We start from the raw sequence: 18,973 nt of genomic DNA, 5'->3' as shown, positions 1-18,973 counted from the left end.
ATAGTCACAAACAGCAGCGTACAATCACCCATGCGAAAGCAGGATGCCTGTGCAACGCCATGTAACTGTTAATGCAAATAATGATTCAAATATGACCGGGACATTTCCCGGCGACCTTGGTTGAATGAATTACTGGTGTTAAAAAACGTTATCGGGCTCCCTGGCTGATCCACACATTATCCCCGTTCCGGTATGCCCTTACTTTAAATACCCGGCCCAGTTGCAGCAGCATCGTATCTGCATTATACACAATGGGCATGGAGCCCGAAATGTGCCGCTGCAGCAGGTTATGGTCTGTTATCACCAGGTGTTGCCCAAACACCTGCTGCATGAATTGCGCTGCATCGGCCAGCGTATAATTATCCATTTCCAGCCGGCCCTTTTTCCAGGCCATGTAGGGCGTGGTAACGATGGCGGTTCTGGTGAATTGCCCGTTTGCTTTCTCATACGTCAGCATTTCACCGGGGCGCAGGTTCAGCGTTTGTTCTTTTTCCGTGTAGGCGTCACCGATATGCAGGCGCACACTGCCTTCTTCGAGCACCACCCTCACCTGTTTGCCAATGCTGTTTACATTAAAGGCGGTGCCCAGCACGGCCACGCTTACTTTATCATAAGTATGCACAGAGAAGGGGCGCTGGCCTTGTTCATGTTTTACTTTAAAATAGGCCTCCCCGTCCAGCCACACTTCGCGGCGGCCGGTGTCTGTTGCGGTATAGAGTAGCCGCGTATTGGCATTGAGCGTTACCGCTGTGCTGTCTGGCAGGTAACAGGTTTTTGTTTCTCCATAAAGGGTGTGCAGGGCCAATGTCTGGCTGCCCACTGATCTGCGGGGCTGCAGCAACATCCAGCCGGCTGCGGCGGCCACACCGAGTACAATGGCGGCTGCATACTTCCGGGCCTGCCTGTACCAGGCGGGTGCAAAGGTGGTAGTGGTATTGATTACAGGATGATGTTCTTCTTCTCCCATGTGTTCCCACAGGGTATCCCAAAGTTGGTCTTTCTCTTCCGGGGCCAGGGCATAGGGCTTAAAGCCAATGCTGCGCACCATCGCGGCCGCCAGTGCTACGTCTGCCGCTTTTTCAGGATGCGCTGCACACCAGTTGACCCAGAAGGCACCAGCCGCTTCCGGATGCAGCACCCATTGCTGGAAGCGCTCATCCAACGCCAGTTCCTGCGCCGTATACACTGCATAATCTTTTATAGCCAAGTGGGTGCATTTACTATAAAAGAGCCTGCGATGCCGCGAATCTCATCGTTAATTTTAAAAAATCTTTACCTTTTTTTTCTGCGCGTGGAGCTTACAAAGACGGGAGGGTAAAAAGCGTGGTTGAATGCCATACCCTGGCAGCGGTCAGCGCTGGTGCAGGAGCATTAGGAATAAAGGCAATACCATGGCCTTTTTCAGGGCGGCAATGGCTTTGGATACCGTATTGTATACGGAGTCTGTTTTCATGGCCATCAGGGCCGATACCTCTTCATAGGAAAGGTCCTGGTAGAAGCGCAGGTAAATAGCTTCCCGCTGGCGGCGGGTAAGGCTGGTAAGGGCCTGGCGTAGTTGCTGCACCTGGGCGGCCGCCGTTTCATCACTGATCAGCTGGTGCTCCCGGGGCAGGGCCCATTCTATTTCAAAGCTTTCCAGGTCGGGCCGGGTAAACCAGTTGCGGTCCCGGTGCAGGGAGCGCAGCAGGCGGCGGCGCAGGCTGCTCAATAAATAATACCGGATGTTACGGATCTGGGTGGAAAGGTGTTCCCGGCTTTGCCACAGGTCCTGGAAAAGGTCCTGCAGGCAATCCTTCACCCGCTCTCCATCCGTGCAAAAGTGCATGCCATAGTGGTACAGGTCATCCACATGCTGGCGGTACAGCAGGGCAAAGGCTTCGCGGTCTCCCTGCTGGAAGCGCTCCCACAGGGTGGCCTCGCTCTCCACCACCCGGAGATTGGCCCCGGGCCGCAACATGTCCTGTAAATTATTTTCCATTGGCATTTTCAGGTGTTATGTACAGGTATTAAGTACTGACCGGGAAGTGTGTAAATAGCAATATATTTCCGGCTGAAGGGAACGAGCTGAAACGGAATACCAGGCATTTGATGCATTGTAAAAAGATGCGTTCGTACCTACTGCATACTACTTGCTGTCTCCTGCAATTTTTTAGATAATGGTTGACGGTCTGTTGAATCCTGCAAACAATTTAACGATTTTATTTTCCATTGCTGTAATTTTTATCCGTATTTTTCTTTTGTGCTACGCAGTTCCCTTGCGCACCATGGTCCGATTTTCGTGCAGCGGAGAACGCACCGTTGTCCTCCCGGTCCTGTTATCCCCGTTCCTTCCTTTTTTAAAACCATAGAAACCATTTTTATATGAAATCCCAGTTTTCCGATTACGTAGTATTGCCCGGCAGTTTTAAAAGGGAACCCGGCGGCGCGCAGGCCAAGGCCGCTGCACAGGGGGGCAAAGACGCCCTGATCACGGTAACCATTAAGGTAAAGCCTAAAGAACCGCTGCCAGACCTGCTTTCCGGCAAGGCATCCGCACCGGTGGACCGCAACACCTTTTATGAAAAGTATGGCGCCAACCCGGCGGACATCCGGCAGGTCACCGACTTCGCCCACCACAAAGGCCTCAGCGTGGTAAAGGCAGATGCGCATACCCGCACAGTAGAGCTGCGCGGCACGCACGCCCAAATGGAAGCCGCGTTCAAAGTAAGCCTGCAACAATACGAGCAGCATGGAAAAAGCTTCCGGGCGCGCAGTGGGGATATCTATATTCCGCAGGAGCTGGCCGGCATCATTGAAGGCGTGTTTGGCCTGGACGACCGCGATGCGGCCACCCCGAAATTCAAGGTGAGGCCGCACACCGCAGCCCCTTCGTCCTTTAATCCGAACGACCTGGCCAACATTTATAACTACCCCAAAGATGTAACGGGTAAGAACCAGTCCATAGCCATTATTGAACTGGGCGGTGGCTACAAGCCGGCAGACATTACCAGTTACTTCCAGGGTCTCCACATTCCCGTGCCTAAAGTAGTGGCGGTGTCTGTAGATGGTGCGCACAACAGTCCCACCACGCCCGACAGCGCGGATGGGGAAGTGCTGCTTGATATTGAAGTGGCGGGCGCCATTGCACCCGGCGCAACCCTGGTGGTATATTTTGCCCCCAACAGTGATAAGGGCTTCCTGGATGCCATTACACAGGCCGTGCATGATAACACCTACCATCCTTCGGTCATCTCCATCAGCTGGGGCGCTGCGGAAGTGAACTGGACAAACCAGTCCCTGCAAAGCTTCAACCAGGCTTTTCAGGAAGCTGCCACCCTGGGCATCAGCGTATGCGCGGCAGCAGGTGACGATGGCTCCAATGATAATGTGAATGATGGCAACGCCCATGCAGACTTCCCCGCATCCAGCCCTTATGTGCTGGCCTGCGGCGGCACTAAGCTCACCGTGGCCAATGGCCAGATCACCAGCGAGGTGACCTGGCATGAAGGCAGCGACAGCGCCACCGGTGGCGGTATCAGCGATGTGTTTCCCGTTCCGGATTACCAGGCCAGTGCCAAAATACCGGTGTCTGTAAACACCCAGCAGCCAGGCCGTGGCCTCCCGGATGTAGCCGCCGTGGCTGATCCTGAAACCGGCTACAACGTACTGGTGGATGGGCAACGCTTTGTGATAGGCGGCACCAGCGCCGTGGCACCGCTAATGGCAGGCCTGCTGGCGCTCATCAATGAAAAAGTGGGCAAGGCCGCCGGCTTCATCCACCCGAAGCTCTACGCCGCCAGTGGCGTGTGCCGCGATATTACGGAAGGAGATAACATTACCGCAGCGGGCAAAGGCTACAGCGCAGGACCCGGCTGGGATGCCTGCACAGGCTTTGGCGTGCCGGATGGGATGAAGTTGCTGGAGCTGCTGGGGTAAACGTAGGGTGTACAGCGTACAGCGTACAACGTACAACGTACCGCGACCGGGGGGGTGTATTAAGTTATTGTACAGGACCGTGCTCCAGGGCGTGGCGCACTGCGTATGTGCACAGTGCTATGCGGGCTGTGCCCCCCATTATACACAACACATGCGTTTACCAGTGCACCGTTCGCAGCGGGTCATCGCTGTACGTTGTACGCTGTACGTTGTACGTTGTACGTTGTACGCTGTACGCTATACGCTGTACGTTGTACGTTGTACGCTGTACGTTGTACGCTGTACGATCTCCCCCCTAAAAACAAAGAAGGAGGTGAAAACACCCCCTTCTGTAATTGATCAACATGCTTATGTAATAGCAAAACTTCAAATATGTTTTATAGTAAATTTCTTTTGTATAGGCTCATAATGCGCCCGTTGCAACGGAGTGCAGCAACGGCAACAGCGGATTGTTGGTAAATACAAGGCGGCGCCTCATGTCGCAACTGTCTGTTGATCTTACCGGCTATAGGAAACCAGGAAAAACGATAACTACAATAAGCTAAAATGTAACTGCTAGATACTGCAACTATTTGCGACAGATAAGTGCCCGCTTCAAGATTTGGTATTAGATTTTGGTTGATATTATCCTGGCATATCTCAAGTACGTCCAGCGATTTCTTCGTCTCTAAAATAATACTTTTTTTGATTTTATAAAAAAACAACTCGACAATTAAAAAAATAATCGCTATTACCGCCAGTATCCCGGAAAGCGGTAAACGATAAGCGATGTCGTGGCTGGTAATAACCATTTAAAACTCAATAATTTAACGTTGGACAGCTCCTGCCGGTAGCTGGCCGGCGCATGTTTGTGACATAGATACAGGAACCAATTTTTCGGCCCATCCGGTACGGGAAGACAAAAGATCCGCACGGGGGGCATTTTCACACGCTCAAATACTACAGCATACAGGAAACCTGCGGCGCCCGGGAGGGTACAGCCGCGACTGTGTTTTTGCTCATAACAATTGAATGGTTGGTCGGTATTATCGGCGAAAATTAGGTGCAAGAAATGTACTTAGCAAGCGATATATTATTTTTAACAAAATAAACAGGCAAAATGTTAAAATAACATCAGTAACCGCACCTGAATTTTTCAAGTGGCTATATAACGGCAACTACTATACGAAGTTGGCGGTATAGTATTTGAGCACCCATTATCTCACCCTCCCAAACTGCTGTGTATGAAAGCTATCTGGAACAATACCGTCATTGCTGAAAGCGATAAGACCATCGTGATCGAGAACAATCATTACTTCCCACCGGAAAGCGTGCAGCAGCAATACCTTCAGGGCTCCTCCACCCACACGCACTGCCCCTGGAAAGGCGATGCATCTTACTACACCCTGCAGGTGAACGGGCAGACCAACAAGGATGCTGCATGGTATTACCCTGCACCCAAAGACGCCGCCCACCAGATCAAGGACTATATAGCTTTCTGGAAAGGGGTGGTGGTACACGAATAGCTTTGTATATAACCGTCCCCGCATTGTACAACCACGGCCTTTGTACTGCATCCTGCAGCCTGGCTTGTTACTTTGCGGCTGGTAGCTAAACTGATCTTTCCATGAGAACATTCGACGCCATCGTTATCGGATCCGGGCAGGGTGGCAGCCCCCTTGCCAAACAGCTGGCCAAACACGGCCTGCGCACCGCCATCGTTGAAAAACGCTGGCCCGGCGGCACTTGTGTGAACGATGGCTGCACGCCCACCAAAACCATGATCGCAGATGCCCGTGTGGCGTATGTAGTAAAACATAGTTACGATCATGGCGTGGATGTGCGCAGCTTTTCAGTAGACCTGGAACGCATTAAAGCCCGCAAAAATAAGGTGGTGGCCTCTTTCAGGGCAGGTACGGAAAAAGGGCTTACCAACACGGAAGGCCTGGAGCTGATATGCGGCAATGCCGTTTTCACCGGTCCCAAAGTGCTGGAAATAACATTGACCGATGGCAGTAAGGACACGATCACCGCGGAAAAAATATTCATTAACACCGGCGCAAAGCCAATGGTACCAGGCATTCCCGGCCTTGATACCATCAACTGGTGCGACTCTACCTCCATCCTCGATGTGGATAAGATACCGGCTCACCTGGTGGTTATCGGGGCTTCCTATATTGCCCTGGAAATGGGGCAACTCTTTCGCCGCCTGGGCAGTGAAGTAACCATCCTGGAACATGGCAAACGCTTCCTGGCAAAGGAGGATGAAGACATTGCCAATGCCGTACAGGGCATCCTCACGGAAGAAGGCATCACCATCCTCCTGGACACACAAGTAACGCAGGTATCGCAATCCGCCCCGGAAAAACTCAGCATCACCCTGCACAACGGCACGGTGCTGGAAGCCTCCCACCTGCTGTTGGCCACCGGCCGCACCCCCCAGGCAAAACCGCTGCAGCCGCAGCTTACCGGCCTGGCACTGGACGAGCATGGCTACATCCCGGTGAATGATGCCCTGGAAACAAACGTTCCCGGTATTTATGCACTGGGCGATGTAAAACCAGGACCTGCTTTTACACACGTGTCTTACAATGATTACATTATCCTGCTCAATAATTTATTCAATGGCAAGCAGCAGTCTGTCAAAGACAGGCCCCTGCTCTACTGCATGTTCACCGACCCGGAACTGGGGCGCGTAGGCCTCACAGAGCAGGATGCCCGTAAACAAAATATCCCCATCAAAGTGGCCACCCTGCCCATGAGCCACTCCGCACGCGGTATAGAAACGGGTGAAACAAAAGGCATTATGAAAGCCATTGTGCATGCAGACACCCTGGAGATCCTGGGTGCCAGTGTCCTGGGAGCCAGTGGAGGCGAAGTAATGACCGTGCTGCAAATGGCCATGGCCGGGCATATCAACGCGCCGCAACTGCGGGAAATGATGTTCGCGCATCCCTTATTTTCTGAATCTCTCAACAACCTTTTCCAGGGCATTACAGATCATTAAAAAGATAGTGTGCCGTGGCCCGGCAATCTGCGTAATTTTCTCAACAGAATGTGTGCTTTTTGTTAGCATCTTTTAATGCCACGTGCGCGTTTTTTATCGTAACTTTTTTCTTTTATCCGACGCTGCCCCTGGCGCGTCTCCGCTGTCATGATAACATTATCCAACGTTTCAAAAAAGTTTGGCGCCAGGACCGTCCTGGATGACATTTCCTTCACGGTGGCACCCGGGGAGGTCCTGGTGCTGCTGGGCACCAGCGGCAGTGGTAAAACCACGCTGCTGCGCACCATCAACAGGTTATTGCCAGTGGATAGTGGCCGCATCACCGTAAAGGACCAGGATATTGAAAGTATGGCGCCGGAGCTGCTGCGCCGGCAAATGGGTTATGTATTGCAGCACCATGGCCTCTTCCCCCACTACACCGTGGCGGAAAATATAGGCCTGGTACCCGGCCTGCTGGGGTGGGATAAACACCGCATACAGCAGCGGGTACATAGCCTGCTGGAAAAAATACATTTATCACCTGCGGAACATGCAGCCCTCTATCCTGCACAACTCAGCGGGGGCCAGCAACAGCGGGTAGGCCTGGCGCGCGCCCTGGCCGCACAACCGCCTATCCTGCTGATGGATGAGCCCTTTGGAGCCCTGGACCCCGTCACCCGTTATCATGTGCGCAAAGAGCTGATGAGCCTTGATGAGATCCGGGACAAAACCATCGTACTGGTAACGCATGATGTAGAGGAAGCCTTTGCCCTGGGCCACCGTATCTGCCTGCTGCACGAAGGCCGCATCCAGCAGCTGGGCAGGCCCGCGGAACTATTGCTCCGTCCTGCCAATGACTTTGTACAACGCTTCTTTGCAGCACAGCGGCTTTCCCTGGAATGGAAGACCATCGATCTCAAAACGCTCTGGCCTTACCTTCCTGCCGCTGCGCCGGATACCGCTGCGCCCGTGATGCACGCGCAACAAAGCAGCTGGGACGCACTGGAATTCCTGAACGCCCACAGCGGCACCACATTAAACATCGAGGAAGGCGGTGCCCGCAAAAGCGTGGACAGCGCCGGTTTGATCAACGCTATAAAACAGTACAAGGAAGCCTGATCATTCCGGGCCTTCCCATCACAACGACGACCATGCCTGACACCACCGGCTTTTTTCACTTTGTACAGCAACAATCCGGCAAGCTACTGGAGCAAACCCTGGTACACATCGGGCTCACCTTTATTTCCGTGTGCCTGGCTGTGCTGGTGGGTGGCGCACTGGGTATACTCATTACCCGCCGCAAAGCGCTGGCCGGGGCGGTGCTGGGCGTAGCCGGCATTTTACAGACCATTCCCAGCATTGCCCTGCTGGGCTTTATGATACCGCTCCTGGGTATTGGGGCTAAACCCGCCATCGTGGCACTTTTCCTCTATGCCCTGCTGCCCGTGGTGCGCAATACCTACACCGGCATTACCGGCGTGGATGCCACCATCCTGGAGGCGGCCCGTGGCATGGGCATGAGCAACCGGCAGGTGCTGTGGAAAGTGCAGGTCCCCCTGGCCATGCCCGTGATCCTGGCCGGCATCCGCACCGCTACGGTGATCAACGTGGGCGTAGCCACCCTGGCGGCCTACATTGGCGCCGGTGGCCTGGGTGAATTTATTTTCGGCGGCATAGCGCTCAATAACGTAGGCATGATGCTGGCCGGTGCCGTACCCGCTGCCCTGCTGGCTATCTTGTTTGACTGGGGGCTAAGCCGCCTGCAACACCTGCAGGGTCGCCACTTCCGCGCTGCGTTATACCTGCTGCCGGTGGCATTTGTGGTATTGTCTTCTTTTTACTTATTGCCCATTAGCTTTAAAGGCAAGCTGCTGGCCGGCTTCACAGCCGAGTTCATGGGCCGCCACGATGGCAATATGGGCCTGCAGGAAGTGTACCACCTCAACATCCGCACGGTGGTGATCAATGACATGATCATGTACAAAGCCGCTTACGACAAGAAGGTGGACGTGATCAGCGGCAGCACTACAGACGGGCGGGTAAAGGCTTACGACCTGGCCATCCTGGAAGATGACCGGCATATCTTTCCACCTTATTACGCAGCCCCTATTGCCCTGCAAACCACCCTGGACGCGCACCCGGACCTGGCACCCGCGCTGGAGAAATTATCCGGCATCATTAATGATAGCATCATGGGGGCGCTCAATTACCGGGTGGATTACCTGAAAGAAGCACCGGAAACAGTGGCGCGCCAGTTCCTGGCGGCCCATCACCTGCTCCAGCCTCCCGGCGATGGCAGCGAAGGCACCATCACCGTGGGTGCAAAAATGTTTGGCGATGGCTACCTGCTGGCCCACATGTATGCACTGCTTATACCAGGCTACACCCATTTGAAAGTGGTGACCAAAACAGGCCTGGGCGGCACCAAGATCTGTTTTGACGCGCTGATGAACAAGCAAATAGACCTGTACCCGGAATACACCGGCACGGGCCTGCTGGTACTGCTGCAGGCGCCTAAGCATACAACAGACAGTATCATTACCAGTCCACAAAAAGTATATGATTATGTAAGCAACCGCTTTATGCAACAGTATCATGTAAAATGGCTCTCACCGATAGGATTTAATAACACGTATGCTTTAATGATGCGGCGCGCACAGGCGCAGGCACTGCACATCCGCTCCATCACGGATCTGCAGCATTATCTGGCATATCACTAACCACCTGGTATATGCACCTGACAACACAATACAGGACCGTGCGCGAAAGATCCATGCAGATCTGCCGGCCCCTGAAAACGGAAGATTATGTAGTACAACCGGTAGTGGATGTAAGCCCTCCCAAATGGCACCTGGGGCACACCACCTGGTTCTTTGAGACCTTTCTCCTTAAACCTAACGTAAAAGGCTATACGGAGTTTGACCCGGATTACAATTTTGTATTCAACAGTTATTATGAAACCGTGGGCGCCCGCGTGGTACGCACAGACCGCGGGAACCTGAGCCGCCCTGGCGTGGAAGACGTGATGCGCTACCGCGATCATGTGGACACCGCCATGGAGGCCTTCCTGGAGCAAGGGCTCCCGGAACCCCTGCATGATCTTTTTATCCTGGGCCTCAACCATGAAGAGCAGCACCAGGAACTCCTCTGCACCGATATAAAATACATCCTGGGCCACAACCCGTTGCTGCCAGGCTACGGGCATGCGCCTTATGCACCTGCACCGGAGGCAGCGCCCACCCTGACCAGCATCCACATGCCGGAAGGCGTATACGAAATTGGTTTTGCGGGCAATGGCTTCTGCTTTGACAATGAGCTGAACCGCCACAAGGTGTACCTGCAGGAATATTACATTAATACCACGCTGGTAAGCAATGCAGAATACCTGGCATTCATGGAAGCCGGTGGCTACACGGATTTCCGCTACTGGCATGCGGAGGGCTGGGACTGGGTAAAGACGCACCACGTGCGCAGCCCCCTGTACTGGCACCAGGTAGACGGGCAGTGGATGCATTATAGCTGGCATGGCCTGGAGCCCCTGCCACCGGACCAGCCGGTGTGCCACGTGAGTTACTATGAAGCCTACGCTTTTGCCGCGTGGAAAGGCATGCGCCTGCCTACCGAAGCAGAGTGGGAGGCCGCTGCGCCACAGTTGCAGTGGGGCCGGCGCTGGGAGTGGACGGAAAGTGCCTACCTGCCCTACCCCGGCTTTACCAAGGCACCGGGCGCCATTGGCGAGTACAATGGCAAGTTCATGGTAAACCAGATGGTGCTGCGCGGCGCATCGGAAGTAACACCGCCGGGACATAGCCGTATCACTTACCGCAACTTTTTTCAAACGCCGCTGCGCTGGCAATTCACCGGCATACGGCTCGCAAAATAGCATGGCATCCAGTACAGAACTTTTAAAATTGTGCGTATGTTCACCATCAAACCTGTAATGACCCACTACCTGGTACCCGGCGCCACCCGCCACGATACCAGCTTTTACCACGATGTGATCCGGGGCCTGGGCGCCCCTCAGAAAAAACTGGACTCAAAATATTTTTACGACAGCATTGGCGACCGCCTGTTCCAGCAGCTCATGTCCTGCAAAGAGTATTATCCCACGCAATGTGAACTGGATATCCTCTCCCAGCAACAATCTGCCATTGCCACGGTGATCCAGGAGCAACTGCCGGAGGGCTTTGACCTGGTAGAACTGGGCGCCGGCGACGCCACCAAATCCACTTACCTGCTGCAGCAACTGCTGTATAACGATAACGACTATACGTATTTCCCGATCGATATTTCTGCCAATGTGATCAGCACCCTGGAACGGGAGCTGCCGCAGCGCCTGCCGGGACTGCGCTTGCAGGGATTACAGGGAGAGTATTTTGATATGCTGCAGGAGGCCAATGCGCGCAGCCGCCGGCCCAAGGTGGTGCTCTTCATGGGCGCAAACATCGGCAACTTTACGCGCGCGGAAGCCGGTCACTTCTGCACCGCGCTGCGCCGCCTGTTAAAGCCCGGCGACCTGCTGATGATCGGTTTTGACCTGAAAAAACATCCTGCCATCATCCTCAATGCGTATAATGATAAAGAAGGCATTACCCGCGCCTTTAACCTCAACCTGCTTACCCGCATCAACCGGGAACTGGGCGCCAATTTCAATGTGGATGCCTTTGCGCATTACGCCAGCTACGACCCCATCAGCGGCGCCTGCAAAAGCTTCCTGGTAAGCCTGGAGGCACAGCGGGTACATATCGGCGAGCAGGTATTCCGCTTTAAGCAGGATGAGTGCATTGACATGGAGATCTCCTTAAAATACAGCCAGGAGGATATAGACCAACTGGCCATGGAGAGCGGCTTCACACCCGTCACCCGGTTTTACGATCCGAAGAAATGGTTTGTGGATTGTATCTGGAAAGTGTAACGCTAAAGCACATAAAAGATCTTGCTCCTGTTACGGCAGCAAGACAGCCAACCGGCAATTGCATTTGCATAAAAAAACCTTGCTCCTGTTACGGCAGCAAGGTTTTCTTTATTATCGAAACATTCAGCAAGTCAGCTTTTCCATGCACCCAGTAATCTTCTCAGCACGATCATTTCACCCACGTGATAGCTGGTATGGTCAATGATGAGGATCGCTTCCCGCAGCAGGTTTTGCCCATCGCCATGGGGGAAAGGCGTGTACAGGTCTGCACCTTTAGCTTCCAGCAGTGCAATGAAAGCTGCCAGGTCACTTTTGATGGCTTTAAGCGTATTGTTCCAGGCATGTGCGTCCGGTGGCTGCGGGTCCCTGGGCCAGTAGCCTTCCGGCCAGGCTGGGGACACATGTTGTGGATTTTTGGAGAACTCAAGTATGTCCCATTGGGTAATGCGGATATGTTCCAGCAACTGCCACAGGCTGTAGGGCAGGTCGTTGGGCACTTCCCCGCGCAGGTGGGCCGGCAGGTCTTTTACGGCGTCATCCAGCGTGGCATGGGCGTGGCGCCCGTCCAGCATGTCCACGAGCGTTTTTACGGTGGTGCGGTGATGGTCTTGGTTTGTAGTGGTGCTGCTCATAAAGTTTCAGGATTTGGAGTAAAGCTGCAATTTTGGGGCCTGAGCACTGTGGCATGGGCGGCGGGCAATCAGGTAAGCAACCCGTCCATAAGATCATCTTTCAGGTGCACGCCTGAAAGACCCTGCCGCAGCGCATTCCGGACCAGGTGCGCCAGGCGGGCGGCGGCCATTTCGCTGGATAAGCCCCCGGGGCGGATGTTGGAAATACAATTGCGTGCTTCGTCTGTAAGCCCCGGCTGCGGCGCAAAGGTGAGATATACGCCCATGCTATCCGGGCTGCTGAGGCCCGGCCTTTCACCTATCAGCACCACCACCAGCCTGGCCTGCAATAACGCTCCCACAGCGTCGCCCACCGCCACGCGCCCTTGCCGCACCAGGTGCAGGGGAGACAAGCTATAGCCACTTTCCAGCAGTGCCGGCAGCACCAGCGATAATAACGGTAACGCATGTACGTTTACCGCCGTGGCAGACAGGCCGTCCGTGATCACAAAGGCAATATTCTTTCCCAGGTCTTCCGGGGGCAGGTCCTGCAAAGCGGCCACAGACACCGCATCCAGTTGTCTCCCTTTATCCGGCCTTTGCAGGTACACCTCCCGGTCTGCCGCCTGGCTGTGCAGCACCCGCACCGGCAGGCGGAAAGCCTCGCTGCAGGCTTGTTGCAGCGCATCTACCTCCAGGAGGGAGTACACCGCGTCCCGGGCGTGCGCGTGGGCAAGGCGGAAGGCCAGCATTTCTTTCAGGGGAATGCTGGTCCCCGTGCGGCCCAGCGCGATGCGGGCGCTGGTAAATTGTTGTAAATGTACCCAGGCGTCTTCCATGAATTTACATTGCTTTTGATACGTTTTGCCCCGTCCAGTTCCTGTTCGTCACATTCGCCGCAGGCGCTCCGTTATTTACCCTAATATCGGGTAGTTATGAAAAAGGTCCTTATTGTTTTACTGCTGGCGGCGCAAGGCGCGCTTGCGCAAAAAGGCCCGGTAGTGAGCTTTGGCCACGTGGACACCCTGCACTCCAACATCCTGGGGGAAGACCGCCGCCTGCTCATTTACGAGCCTCCACATGACACGGCGTACTTCTCCAAACCGGCCTACCCGGTGCTCTACCTGCTGGATGGGGATGGCTACTTTGCCGTGGTCACCACCCTGCTGCAACAACTCAGCTACATCAATGATAACAAAGCCTGCCCGGAGATGATCGTGGTGGGCATTACCAACACCGACCGTAACCGCGACCTGGCGCCGGTACCCGATTCCCGCCTGCCGCACAGTGGTGGCGGGGCAGCCTTCCTCCGCTTCATGCAGGAAGAGCTGATCCCTTACATAGACCAGCACTACGCTACCGCGCCTTACCGCGTGCTGGCCGGGCATTCCCTGGGCGGCCTCACCGTGCTTAATGCCTTAGTGCATGCACCGCAAGCTTTCCAGGGCTACATTGCCACAGAGCCCAGTGTATTTTGCGGCAACGAATGGCTGCTCCATACGCTCCGTGACACCGCCCTGCATTTACAGCAGCACGACCTTTACCTTGGCGTGGCCAACACCCTGTATGCAGGGATGGACACCGCACAGGCAAAAAAGGATACGTCTTTGTACACCTATCACTTCCGCGCTATCCTTGCCTTCCGCGATTATTTAAAGCAACACCCGGAAAGCGGCCTCCAGTGGGCCTGGCACTACTACCCGGATGATAATCATTCCACCTCCGCCACCATTTCCCTGTATGATGGCCTGCGCTTCATTTTCCGTGACAACCCGTGGCCGCATCAACTACCAGTACCGCTTTTCCAGGACACCACGCTCAGTAACGATGCATTGCGGACCATGCTGACCACCCATTTTACCAAACTGGCCGCACACCGTGGCTACCCGGTAAAACCATCAGAGCCGCTGATCAACCAGATGGCTTATACCTGCCTGCAAATGGGTATGCCGGAGCGTGCAAAAATGTTCTTCCAGCTCAACATCGACTACTACCCCGAGAGCTTTAACGTGTATGATGGCATGGGCGATTATTATATGGCCGTGCAGGACAAAGCACATGCAAAAGCATATTGGAAAAAGGCACTCTCCCTCAAGTTCACCGACGAGATCAACAAAAAATTACAGGCCGCCCAGTAACTGATGGGAGCCCGCCACTGGCAGGAGTTTCCCGGCTTCATCCGTAATGCCCTGCCGCAACAGCCATGCTTCAAATTCAGGCGCCGGCTTCAGCCCCAACACGCTTCTTGCATATTGTGCATCATGAAAGGAAGTGGACTGGTAGTTGAGCATAATATCATCCGCGCCCGGCACGCCCATAATAAAATTGCAGCCCGCTACGCCCAGCAGGGTAAGGAGGTTATCCATGTCATCCTGGTCTGCCGCGGCATGATTGGTATAACAAATATCTACGCCCATGGGAAGCCCCAGCAGCTTGCCGCAGCAGTGATCTTCCAGTGCGGCGCGGGTGATCTGTTTTCCATCGTATAAATATTCCGGGCCAATGAAACCCACCACGGTATTCACCAGTAAAGGACTAAAATGGCGGGCCACGGCATAGGCGCGCGCCTCAATGGTTTGCTGGTCTGCCCCGCCATGCGCATTGGCAGATAAGGCGCTCCCCTGGCCGGTTTCAAAGTACATCACGTTATTGCCCACCGTACCGCGGTGCAGGGAAAGGCCCGCATCATAGGCTTCGTGCAACAGTGCAAGGTTGATCCCAAAACTACGGTTGGTAGCCTCCGTGCCGCCAATGGATTGGAACACCAGGTCTACCGGGGCTTTGTGGATGATCTGCAACGTGGTGGTCACATGGCACAGCACACACGATTGGGTGGGTATATCAAACTGCTGGCGCAACTGGTCCAGCAGTTGCAGCAGCAGCATGGTCATGGCCGGGCTGTCTGTAGCCGGGTTAATGCCGATCACCGCGTCTCCGCAGCCATATAGCAACCCATCCAGGGTGCTGGCCATGATGGCCCTGGGATCGTCCGTGGTATGATTGGGTTGCAAACGCACTGCCATGCGGCCTTTCCCGCCAATGGTGTTACGGAAGCGGGTCACCACTTCACACTTGCGTGCCACGCTGATGAGGTCCTGGTTGCGCATGAGCTTAGACACCGCCGCTACCATTTCCGGCGTAAGGCCTTTGGCCAATGCCTGCAAGGCTGCGGTATCCGCTGCATCGCTCAGCAACCAGTCGCGCAGCTGCCCGGTGGTAAAATGACGCACGGGGGCAAAGGCGCCGGCATCATGGGTGTCTATGATCAGGCGGGTCACCTCATCCTGCTCATAGGGAATGATGGCTTCCTCCAGGAAAGTTTGCAAAGGCAGGTCTGCCAGCGCCATCTGGGCGGCCACCCTTTCCTCGTAGCTGGATGCTGCCACGCCTGCCAGCACATCTCCCGAGCGGTGCGGGGAAGCCCTGGCCAGCAAGGTTTTCAGGCTATCAAAGGTATAAGTATGTGACCCTATGGTATGCTTGTAAGCCATACGCGTTTATACTTTCCCGTTAGATAAAAATACAATACGGCCAGGGCCAGCCCTGCCAGGAACAGCAGTGATAGCTGCACGTTGTAATACACAATACTTCCCAGCGCCACCAGCGACAGCAGCAGTGCCATTGCAGGCGTATACGGGTAACCTGGCACCCGGAAGGGCCGCTGCATGGCAGGACGGCGGCTGCGCAGCCGGAACAGGCTGATCATGCTGATCACGTACATGGTCACGGCGCCCAGCACAGAAAGCACCACCAGTTGGTCCGGGTTACCCAGGCAGATAGCGAGTATGCCTGCGCCGGCCCCGCAAAGCAAGGCCCAGTAGGGCGTTTGCCGTTTGGGACTTACCTGCGCGAGGAAAGATGGCAGGTAACGGTCACGGGCCAACGCAAAAAGCTGCCTGGAGTAGCTAATGATGATACCATTGAAAGAAGCCAGCAGCCCAAACAACCCGATACCTGTAAATATACCCGTAAAACGGCTTTCCCGGCCGAGCACGCGGGCAATGGTTTCCGGCAGTGGGTAGGTGATATTGGTAAGCCCCCGCCAGTCTGTAGCACCACCACTCAGTACCATTACGCCAAGCGCCAGTAACACCAGCGTAAGAATACCTGAAATATACCCAATGGGGATGGTGCGGTGCGGCCGTTTCACTTCTTCTGCCACAGTGGCCACCCCTTCAATACATACATACAGCCACATGGCAAACGGCAACGCCGCAAATACTCCTACCCAACGGATGGGCAGGGCTTCCTTCATAAAGTTAGCAGTTTTAAAGGAGGGTCCCACGATGGCCATGAACACCAGCAATTCCGCTACGGCCAGCAGCGTAACTACCAGCGTAAAGCCTGCGGATTCCCTGATACCCAGCAGGTTTACCCCGGTGAGCAACAGGTACACCAGGATGGCCGTACCCGTTACCGGCATGGCCGGGTGCAGGAAATGTACATAAGTACCCAGCGCCACGGCAATAGCTGGTGTGGCCAGCAGGAACTCCACAAGTGTGGCGTAACCTGCCACCAGTGCGGCCCACGGGCCCAGCGCCTCCCGCGCATACGTAAACGGCCCGCCTGCCTGGGGAATAGCAGTGGTAAGCTCCGTGAAGCTGAAAATAAAAGTCCCGTACAATACAGTGATCACCAGTACGGATACCAGGAAGCCCAGGGTGCCGGCGACGCCCCAACCATAGTTCCAGCCGAAGTATTCACCGGAGATCACCAGCCCTACGGCAATAGCCCAGAGCTCTAAAGGCGTGATGGCCTTTTTGAGCGAAGTGTTTGCAGACATGATCTTGTTGCTTGTGTATTTGGTTGAAAAAAGTTTCGCCCGCGGGGTTGGTTAGCAAACAAGATAGTGAAAAATAAATGGGATAAAACCTTCACCGTATAATTTAATATGGCGCACCAAAGAGAAAGCCCGCCTTAAAAAAGACGGGCTGTGCAGATTATTGAAATGTAAAACAGCTTTAAAAAGAAAGGTAAACAACCGCGGGTAATGGAACATGGACGCCCGTATACCACTGCGTTGATACTTTTTGCTGAAAGTAAAAAAGGTTAGAACCGTGAGCCGTTGCGGCACACACGTAATAAAAAGTAAATAGAAACACACTTGCCTGCCGGCAAAAAGATCCTGGATTTTGGCTGGCCCCACCGCATGGGTGCGGGCAATAAAAATTTTAATTGTCAGTAAAATAGAAACACACCGGAAACTGCTGCTGCCTGTGCAGCAATGCATTTGTTAGTCTTAAGAAAACGTGCGCCTGTTGTCCAGGCAATTTTGGTTGATGCAATGTTTTAGATCCTGTCGAATTACAGTCGTTCTTCTTCAATTATATCTTTGCTCCTTTATATCTGTGAAACAGGTCACTTGCCTGCAGCTTCATCAAAAGTCTCCATCACCAGGGCTGCGGCGCCCAGCAATTCAGCATCGTAGGCCAGTTGGGAGATCTGTATATCTGTATAGGCTGCCAGTGAGGGGATGCAGTATTTATTAAGCGCCTGTTGTATGGGCGCCATCAACACCTTGCCCGCGCCGGTACCGCGGCCACTGAGCACTATCAGCTCAGGGTTCATGATATGAATGAGAATGGCCAGGCCTTTCCCGATCTTATAACCGATCTCTGATAATACTTCAATGGCAAACTGGTCGCCTTTGTTGGCAGCTTCTATCACCGCATCGCCCATAAGCTTACCGCTGTCCTTGCGCCATCCCAGCAAGCTGGAAATGTGGCCCTTTTCCATGGCGGCAGCAGCTTTGCGGGCCACTACCAGCAGCGAGGCTTCTGTTTCCAGGCAGCCCCTTTTACCACATACGCACAATGCGCCGTCGTCTGCAATGGGGATATGACTCAGCTCACCGGCGTACCCGCTGTGACCGCGGAACAGTTGCCCGTTCACGATCATGCCCAGGCCTATGCCCCAGCTTACGTTGATCACCATCACCTGCGCGTGCTTTTTGGCCAGGCCAAATTTCAGTTCAGCGAGCGCTATCACACTGGAGTCATTATCTATGTGTACCGGGAGGCCTATCATGCGCTCCAGGTATTTTTCCAAAGGTTCGTCACCGCTGTGCAGGTAACTGAGGTTGCGGCCCTCGCGGGTATTTACAAACCCCGGCATGCCAATGCCTACGCCCAGCATTTGTGCCCGGGGCAGGCCGGAGGCGGTGATGAAGTCGTTCACTTCCTTAATTAAAGTAGGCAGTGCATCTTCATTATTCTCCAGGTCCATCACCAGGTGTTTGGTACCCGTGATGTTCTCATTGAGCAGGTCCATGATGGCAATGCGGGTGGTCAGCTGGTCCATGGCCACGGCCACGGTATACAGCTTGCGCGGGGGCAGGGAATACATCTGCGGGCGGCGGCCTCCCTGGGAGGCGGCAAAGCCCTGTTCCACTACCAGCCCATCTTCCACCATTTCCGCCAGCGCTTTGGTTACCACGGGAATACTCTTGTCCAGGTGCTCACTCAGGGTAGCACAACTCTGCGCCTTCTCAAAATAGAGTTGCTTCAGGATGCGCTTCTGCAAGGTGTTCACCGGGCGTTGGATAAAAGTGGTACTCATTTTTGATGC

16 protein-coding genes are annotated in these 18,973 nt (G+C 54.4%); 8 read left to right on the top strand and 8 right to left on the bottom strand.

Annotation, left to right across the window (positions count from 1 at the left end):
* Window positions 1–148: 148 nt before the first annotated feature.
* Both DCC81_RS15545 and DCC81_RS15540 read right to left on the bottom strand, forming a co-directional pair.
* Window positions 149–1,207, bottom strand: coding sequence for a FecR family protein (locus DCC81_RS15545; protein ID WP_108687520.1), 1,059 nt, complete (start codon window positions 1,205–1,207; stop codon window positions 149–151).
* A gap of 144 nt (window positions 1,208–1,351) precedes the next feature.
* Window positions 1,352–1,978: an RNA polymerase sigma factor gene (locus DCC81_RS15540; protein ID WP_165806605.1), complete on the bottom strand. Its 627-nt coding sequence runs from the start codon at window positions 1,976–1,978 to the stop codon at window positions 1,352–1,354.
* A 383-nt stretch (window positions 1,979–2,361) separates the two neighbouring features.
* Here DCC81_RS15540 and DCC81_RS15535 point away from each other — a divergent pair, with 383 nt between their 5' ends.
* The gene (locus DCC81_RS15535; protein ID WP_108687518.1) at window positions 2,362–3,915 is read left to right on the top strand and encodes a S53 family peptidase; all 1,554 of its coding nucleotides are present in this window, start codon (window positions 2,362–2,364) and stop codon (window positions 3,913–3,915) included.
* A gap of 377 nt (window positions 3,916–4,292) precedes the next feature.
* Here DCC81_RS15535 and DCC81_RS15530 read toward each other — a convergent pair whose 3' ends face one another.
* Complete coding sequence (locus DCC81_RS15530; RefSeq protein WP_108687517.1) at window positions 4,293–4,706, bottom strand: hypothetical protein; 414 nt, start codon at window positions 4,704–4,706, stop codon at window positions 4,293–4,295.
* 432 nt (window positions 4,707–5,138) lie between these two features.
* Here DCC81_RS15530 and DCC81_RS15525 point away from each other — a divergent pair, with 432 nt between their 5' ends.
* From DCC81_RS15525 to egtD, 6 genes are all read left to right on the top strand, one after another.
* Window positions 5,139–5,420: a DUF427 domain-containing protein gene (locus DCC81_RS15525; RefSeq protein ID WP_108687516.1), complete on the top strand. Its 282-nt coding sequence runs from the start codon at window positions 5,139–5,141 to the stop codon at window positions 5,418–5,420.
* Between the two features lie 101 nt (window positions 5,421–5,521).
* Window positions 5,522–6,901: a mercuric reductase gene (locus DCC81_RS15520; protein WP_108687515.1), complete on the top strand. Its 1,380-nt coding sequence runs from the start codon at window positions 5,522–5,524 to the stop codon at window positions 6,899–6,901.
* A 147-nt stretch (window positions 6,902–7,048) separates the two neighbouring features.
* Entirely contained in the window at window positions 7,049–7,999 is a 951-nt protein-coding gene (locus DCC81_RS15515) for an ABC transporter ATP-binding protein (protein WP_108687514.1), read from the top strand.
* A gap of 32 nt (window positions 8,000–8,031) precedes the next feature.
* The gene (locus DCC81_RS15510) at window positions 8,032–9,600 is read left to right on the top strand and encodes an ABC transporter permease/substrate-binding protein (protein ID WP_108687513.1); all 1,569 of its coding nucleotides are present in this window, start codon (window positions 8,032–8,034) and stop codon (window positions 9,598–9,600) included.
* A gap of 11 nt (window positions 9,601–9,611) precedes the next feature.
* Window positions 9,612–10,763 (top strand): ergothioneine biosynthesis protein EgtB, encoded by a 1,152-nt coding sequence (gene egtB / locus DCC81_RS15505; protein WP_108687512.1) that lies wholly within the window; start codon window positions 9,612–9,614, stop codon window positions 10,761–10,763.
* 36 nt (window positions 10,764–10,799) lie between these two features.
* A complete protein-coding gene (gene egtD / locus DCC81_RS15500; protein ID WP_240613002.1) occupies window positions 10,800–11,795 on the top strand; it encodes an L-histidine N(alpha)-methyltransferase in 996 nt (331 codons plus the stop codon).
* 131 nt (window positions 11,796–11,926) lie between these two features.
* Here egtD and DCC81_RS15495 read toward each other — a convergent pair whose 3' ends face one another.
* Window positions 11,927–12,427 (bottom strand): DinB family protein, encoded by a 501-nt coding sequence (locus DCC81_RS15495; protein ID WP_108687511.1) that lies wholly within the window; start codon window positions 12,425–12,427, stop codon window positions 11,927–11,929.
* A gap of 68 nt (window positions 12,428–12,495) precedes the next feature.
* Window positions 12,496–13,245, bottom strand: a complete 750-nt coding sequence (gene eutC, locus DCC81_RS15490) for an ethanolamine ammonia-lyase subunit EutC (protein ID WP_108687510.1) — start codon at window positions 13,243–13,245, stop codon at window positions 12,496–12,498.
* A gap of 96 nt (window positions 13,246–13,341) precedes the next feature.
* Here eutC and DCC81_RS15485 point away from each other — a divergent pair, with 96 nt between their 5' ends.
* Entirely contained in the window at window positions 13,342–14,544 is a 1,203-nt protein-coding gene (locus DCC81_RS15485; protein WP_108687509.1) for an alpha/beta hydrolase-fold protein, read from the top strand.
* On the opposite strand, the gene DCC81_RS15480 is transcribed toward DCC81_RS15485, so the two are convergent.
* From DCC81_RS15480 to DCC81_RS15470, 3 genes are all read right to left on the bottom strand, one after another.
* On the bottom strand, window positions 14,527–15,897 hold the full coding sequence (locus DCC81_RS15480; protein ID WP_108687508.1) for an ethanolamine ammonia-lyase subunit EutB: 1,371 nt from the start codon (window positions 15,895–15,897) through the stop codon (window positions 14,527–14,529). The two genes, DCC81_RS15485 and DCC81_RS15480, sit on opposite strands and share 18 nt — an antisense overlap.
* Window positions 15,876–17,189, bottom strand: a complete 1,314-nt coding sequence (gene eat / locus DCC81_RS15475; protein WP_108687507.1) for an ethanolamine permease — start codon at window positions 17,187–17,189, stop codon at window positions 15,876–15,878. The genes DCC81_RS15480 and eat overlap by 22 nt, the downstream gene beginning before the upstream one ends.
* A gap of 575 nt (window positions 17,190–17,764) precedes the next feature.
* Entirely contained in the window at window positions 17,765–18,964 is a 1,200-nt protein-coding gene (locus tag DCC81_RS15470) for an ROK family transcriptional regulator (RefSeq protein WP_108687506.1), read from the bottom strand.
* Between the last annotated feature and the right edge of the window lie 9 nt (window positions 18,965–18,973).

This window comes from Chitinophaga parva (assembly GCF_003071345.1).
Taxonomy (GTDB): domain Bacteria; phylum Bacteroidota; class Bacteroidia; order Chitinophagales; family Chitinophagaceae; genus Chitinophaga; species Chitinophaga parva.
This window is presented reverse-complemented; position numbering and strand designations above follow the sequence as displayed.

Excerpts from the sequence above, each read along its gene's own strand:
- DCC81_RS15540 (WP_165806605.1), bottom strand. The coding sequence starts at position 1,978 with ATGGAAAATAATTTACAGGACATGTTGCGGCCCGGGGCCAATCTCCGG.
- DCC81_RS15535 (WP_108687518.1), top strand. The coding sequence starts at position 2,362 with ATGAAATCCCAGTTTTCCGATTACGTAGTATTGCCCGGCAGTTTTAAA.
- DCC81_RS15530 (WP_108687517.1), bottom strand. The coding sequence starts at position 4,706 with ATGGTTATTACCAGCCACGACATCGCTTATCGTTTACCGCTTTCCGGG.
- DCC81_RS15525 (WP_108687516.1), top strand. The coding sequence starts at position 5,139 with ATGAAAGCTATCTGGAACAATACCGTCATTGCTGAAAGCGATAAGACC.
- DCC81_RS15520 (WP_108687515.1), top strand. The coding sequence starts at position 5,522 with ATGAGAACATTCGACGCCATCGTTATCGGATCCGGGCAGGGTGGCAGC.
- DCC81_RS15515 (WP_108687514.1), top strand. The coding sequence starts at position 7,049 with ATGATAACATTATCCAACGTTTCAAAAAAGTTTGGCGCCAGGACCGTC.
- DCC81_RS15510 (WP_108687513.1), top strand. The coding sequence starts at position 8,032 with ATGCCTGACACCACCGGCTTTTTTCACTTTGTACAGCAACAATCCGGC.
- egtB (WP_108687512.1), top strand. The coding sequence starts at position 9,612 with ATGCACCTGACAACACAATACAGGACCGTGCGCGAAAGATCCATGCAG.
- egtD (WP_240613002.1), top strand. The coding sequence starts at position 10,800 with ATGTTCACCATCAAACCTGTAATGACCCACTACCTGGTACCCGGCGCC.
- DCC81_RS15495 (WP_108687511.1), bottom strand. The coding sequence starts at position 12,427 with ATGAGCAGCACCACTACAAACCAAGACCATCACCGCACCACCGTAAAA.
- eutC (WP_108687510.1), bottom strand. The coding sequence starts at position 13,245 with ATGGAAGACGCCTGGGTACATTTACAACAATTTACCAGCGCCCGCATC.
- DCC81_RS15485 (WP_108687509.1), top strand. The coding sequence starts at position 13,342 with ATGAAAAAGGTCCTTATTGTTTTACTGCTGGCGGCGCAAGGCGCGCTT.
- DCC81_RS15480 (WP_108687508.1), bottom strand. The coding sequence starts at position 15,897 with ATGGCTTACAAGCATACCATAGGGTCACATACTTATACCTTTGATAGC.
- eat (WP_108687507.1), bottom strand. The coding sequence starts at position 17,189 with ATGTCTGCAAACACTTCGCTCAAAAAGGCCATCACGCCTTTAGAGCTC.
- DCC81_RS15470 (WP_108687506.1), bottom strand. The coding sequence starts at position 18,964 with ATGAGTACCACTTTTATCCAACGCCCGGTGAACACCTTGCAGAAGCGC.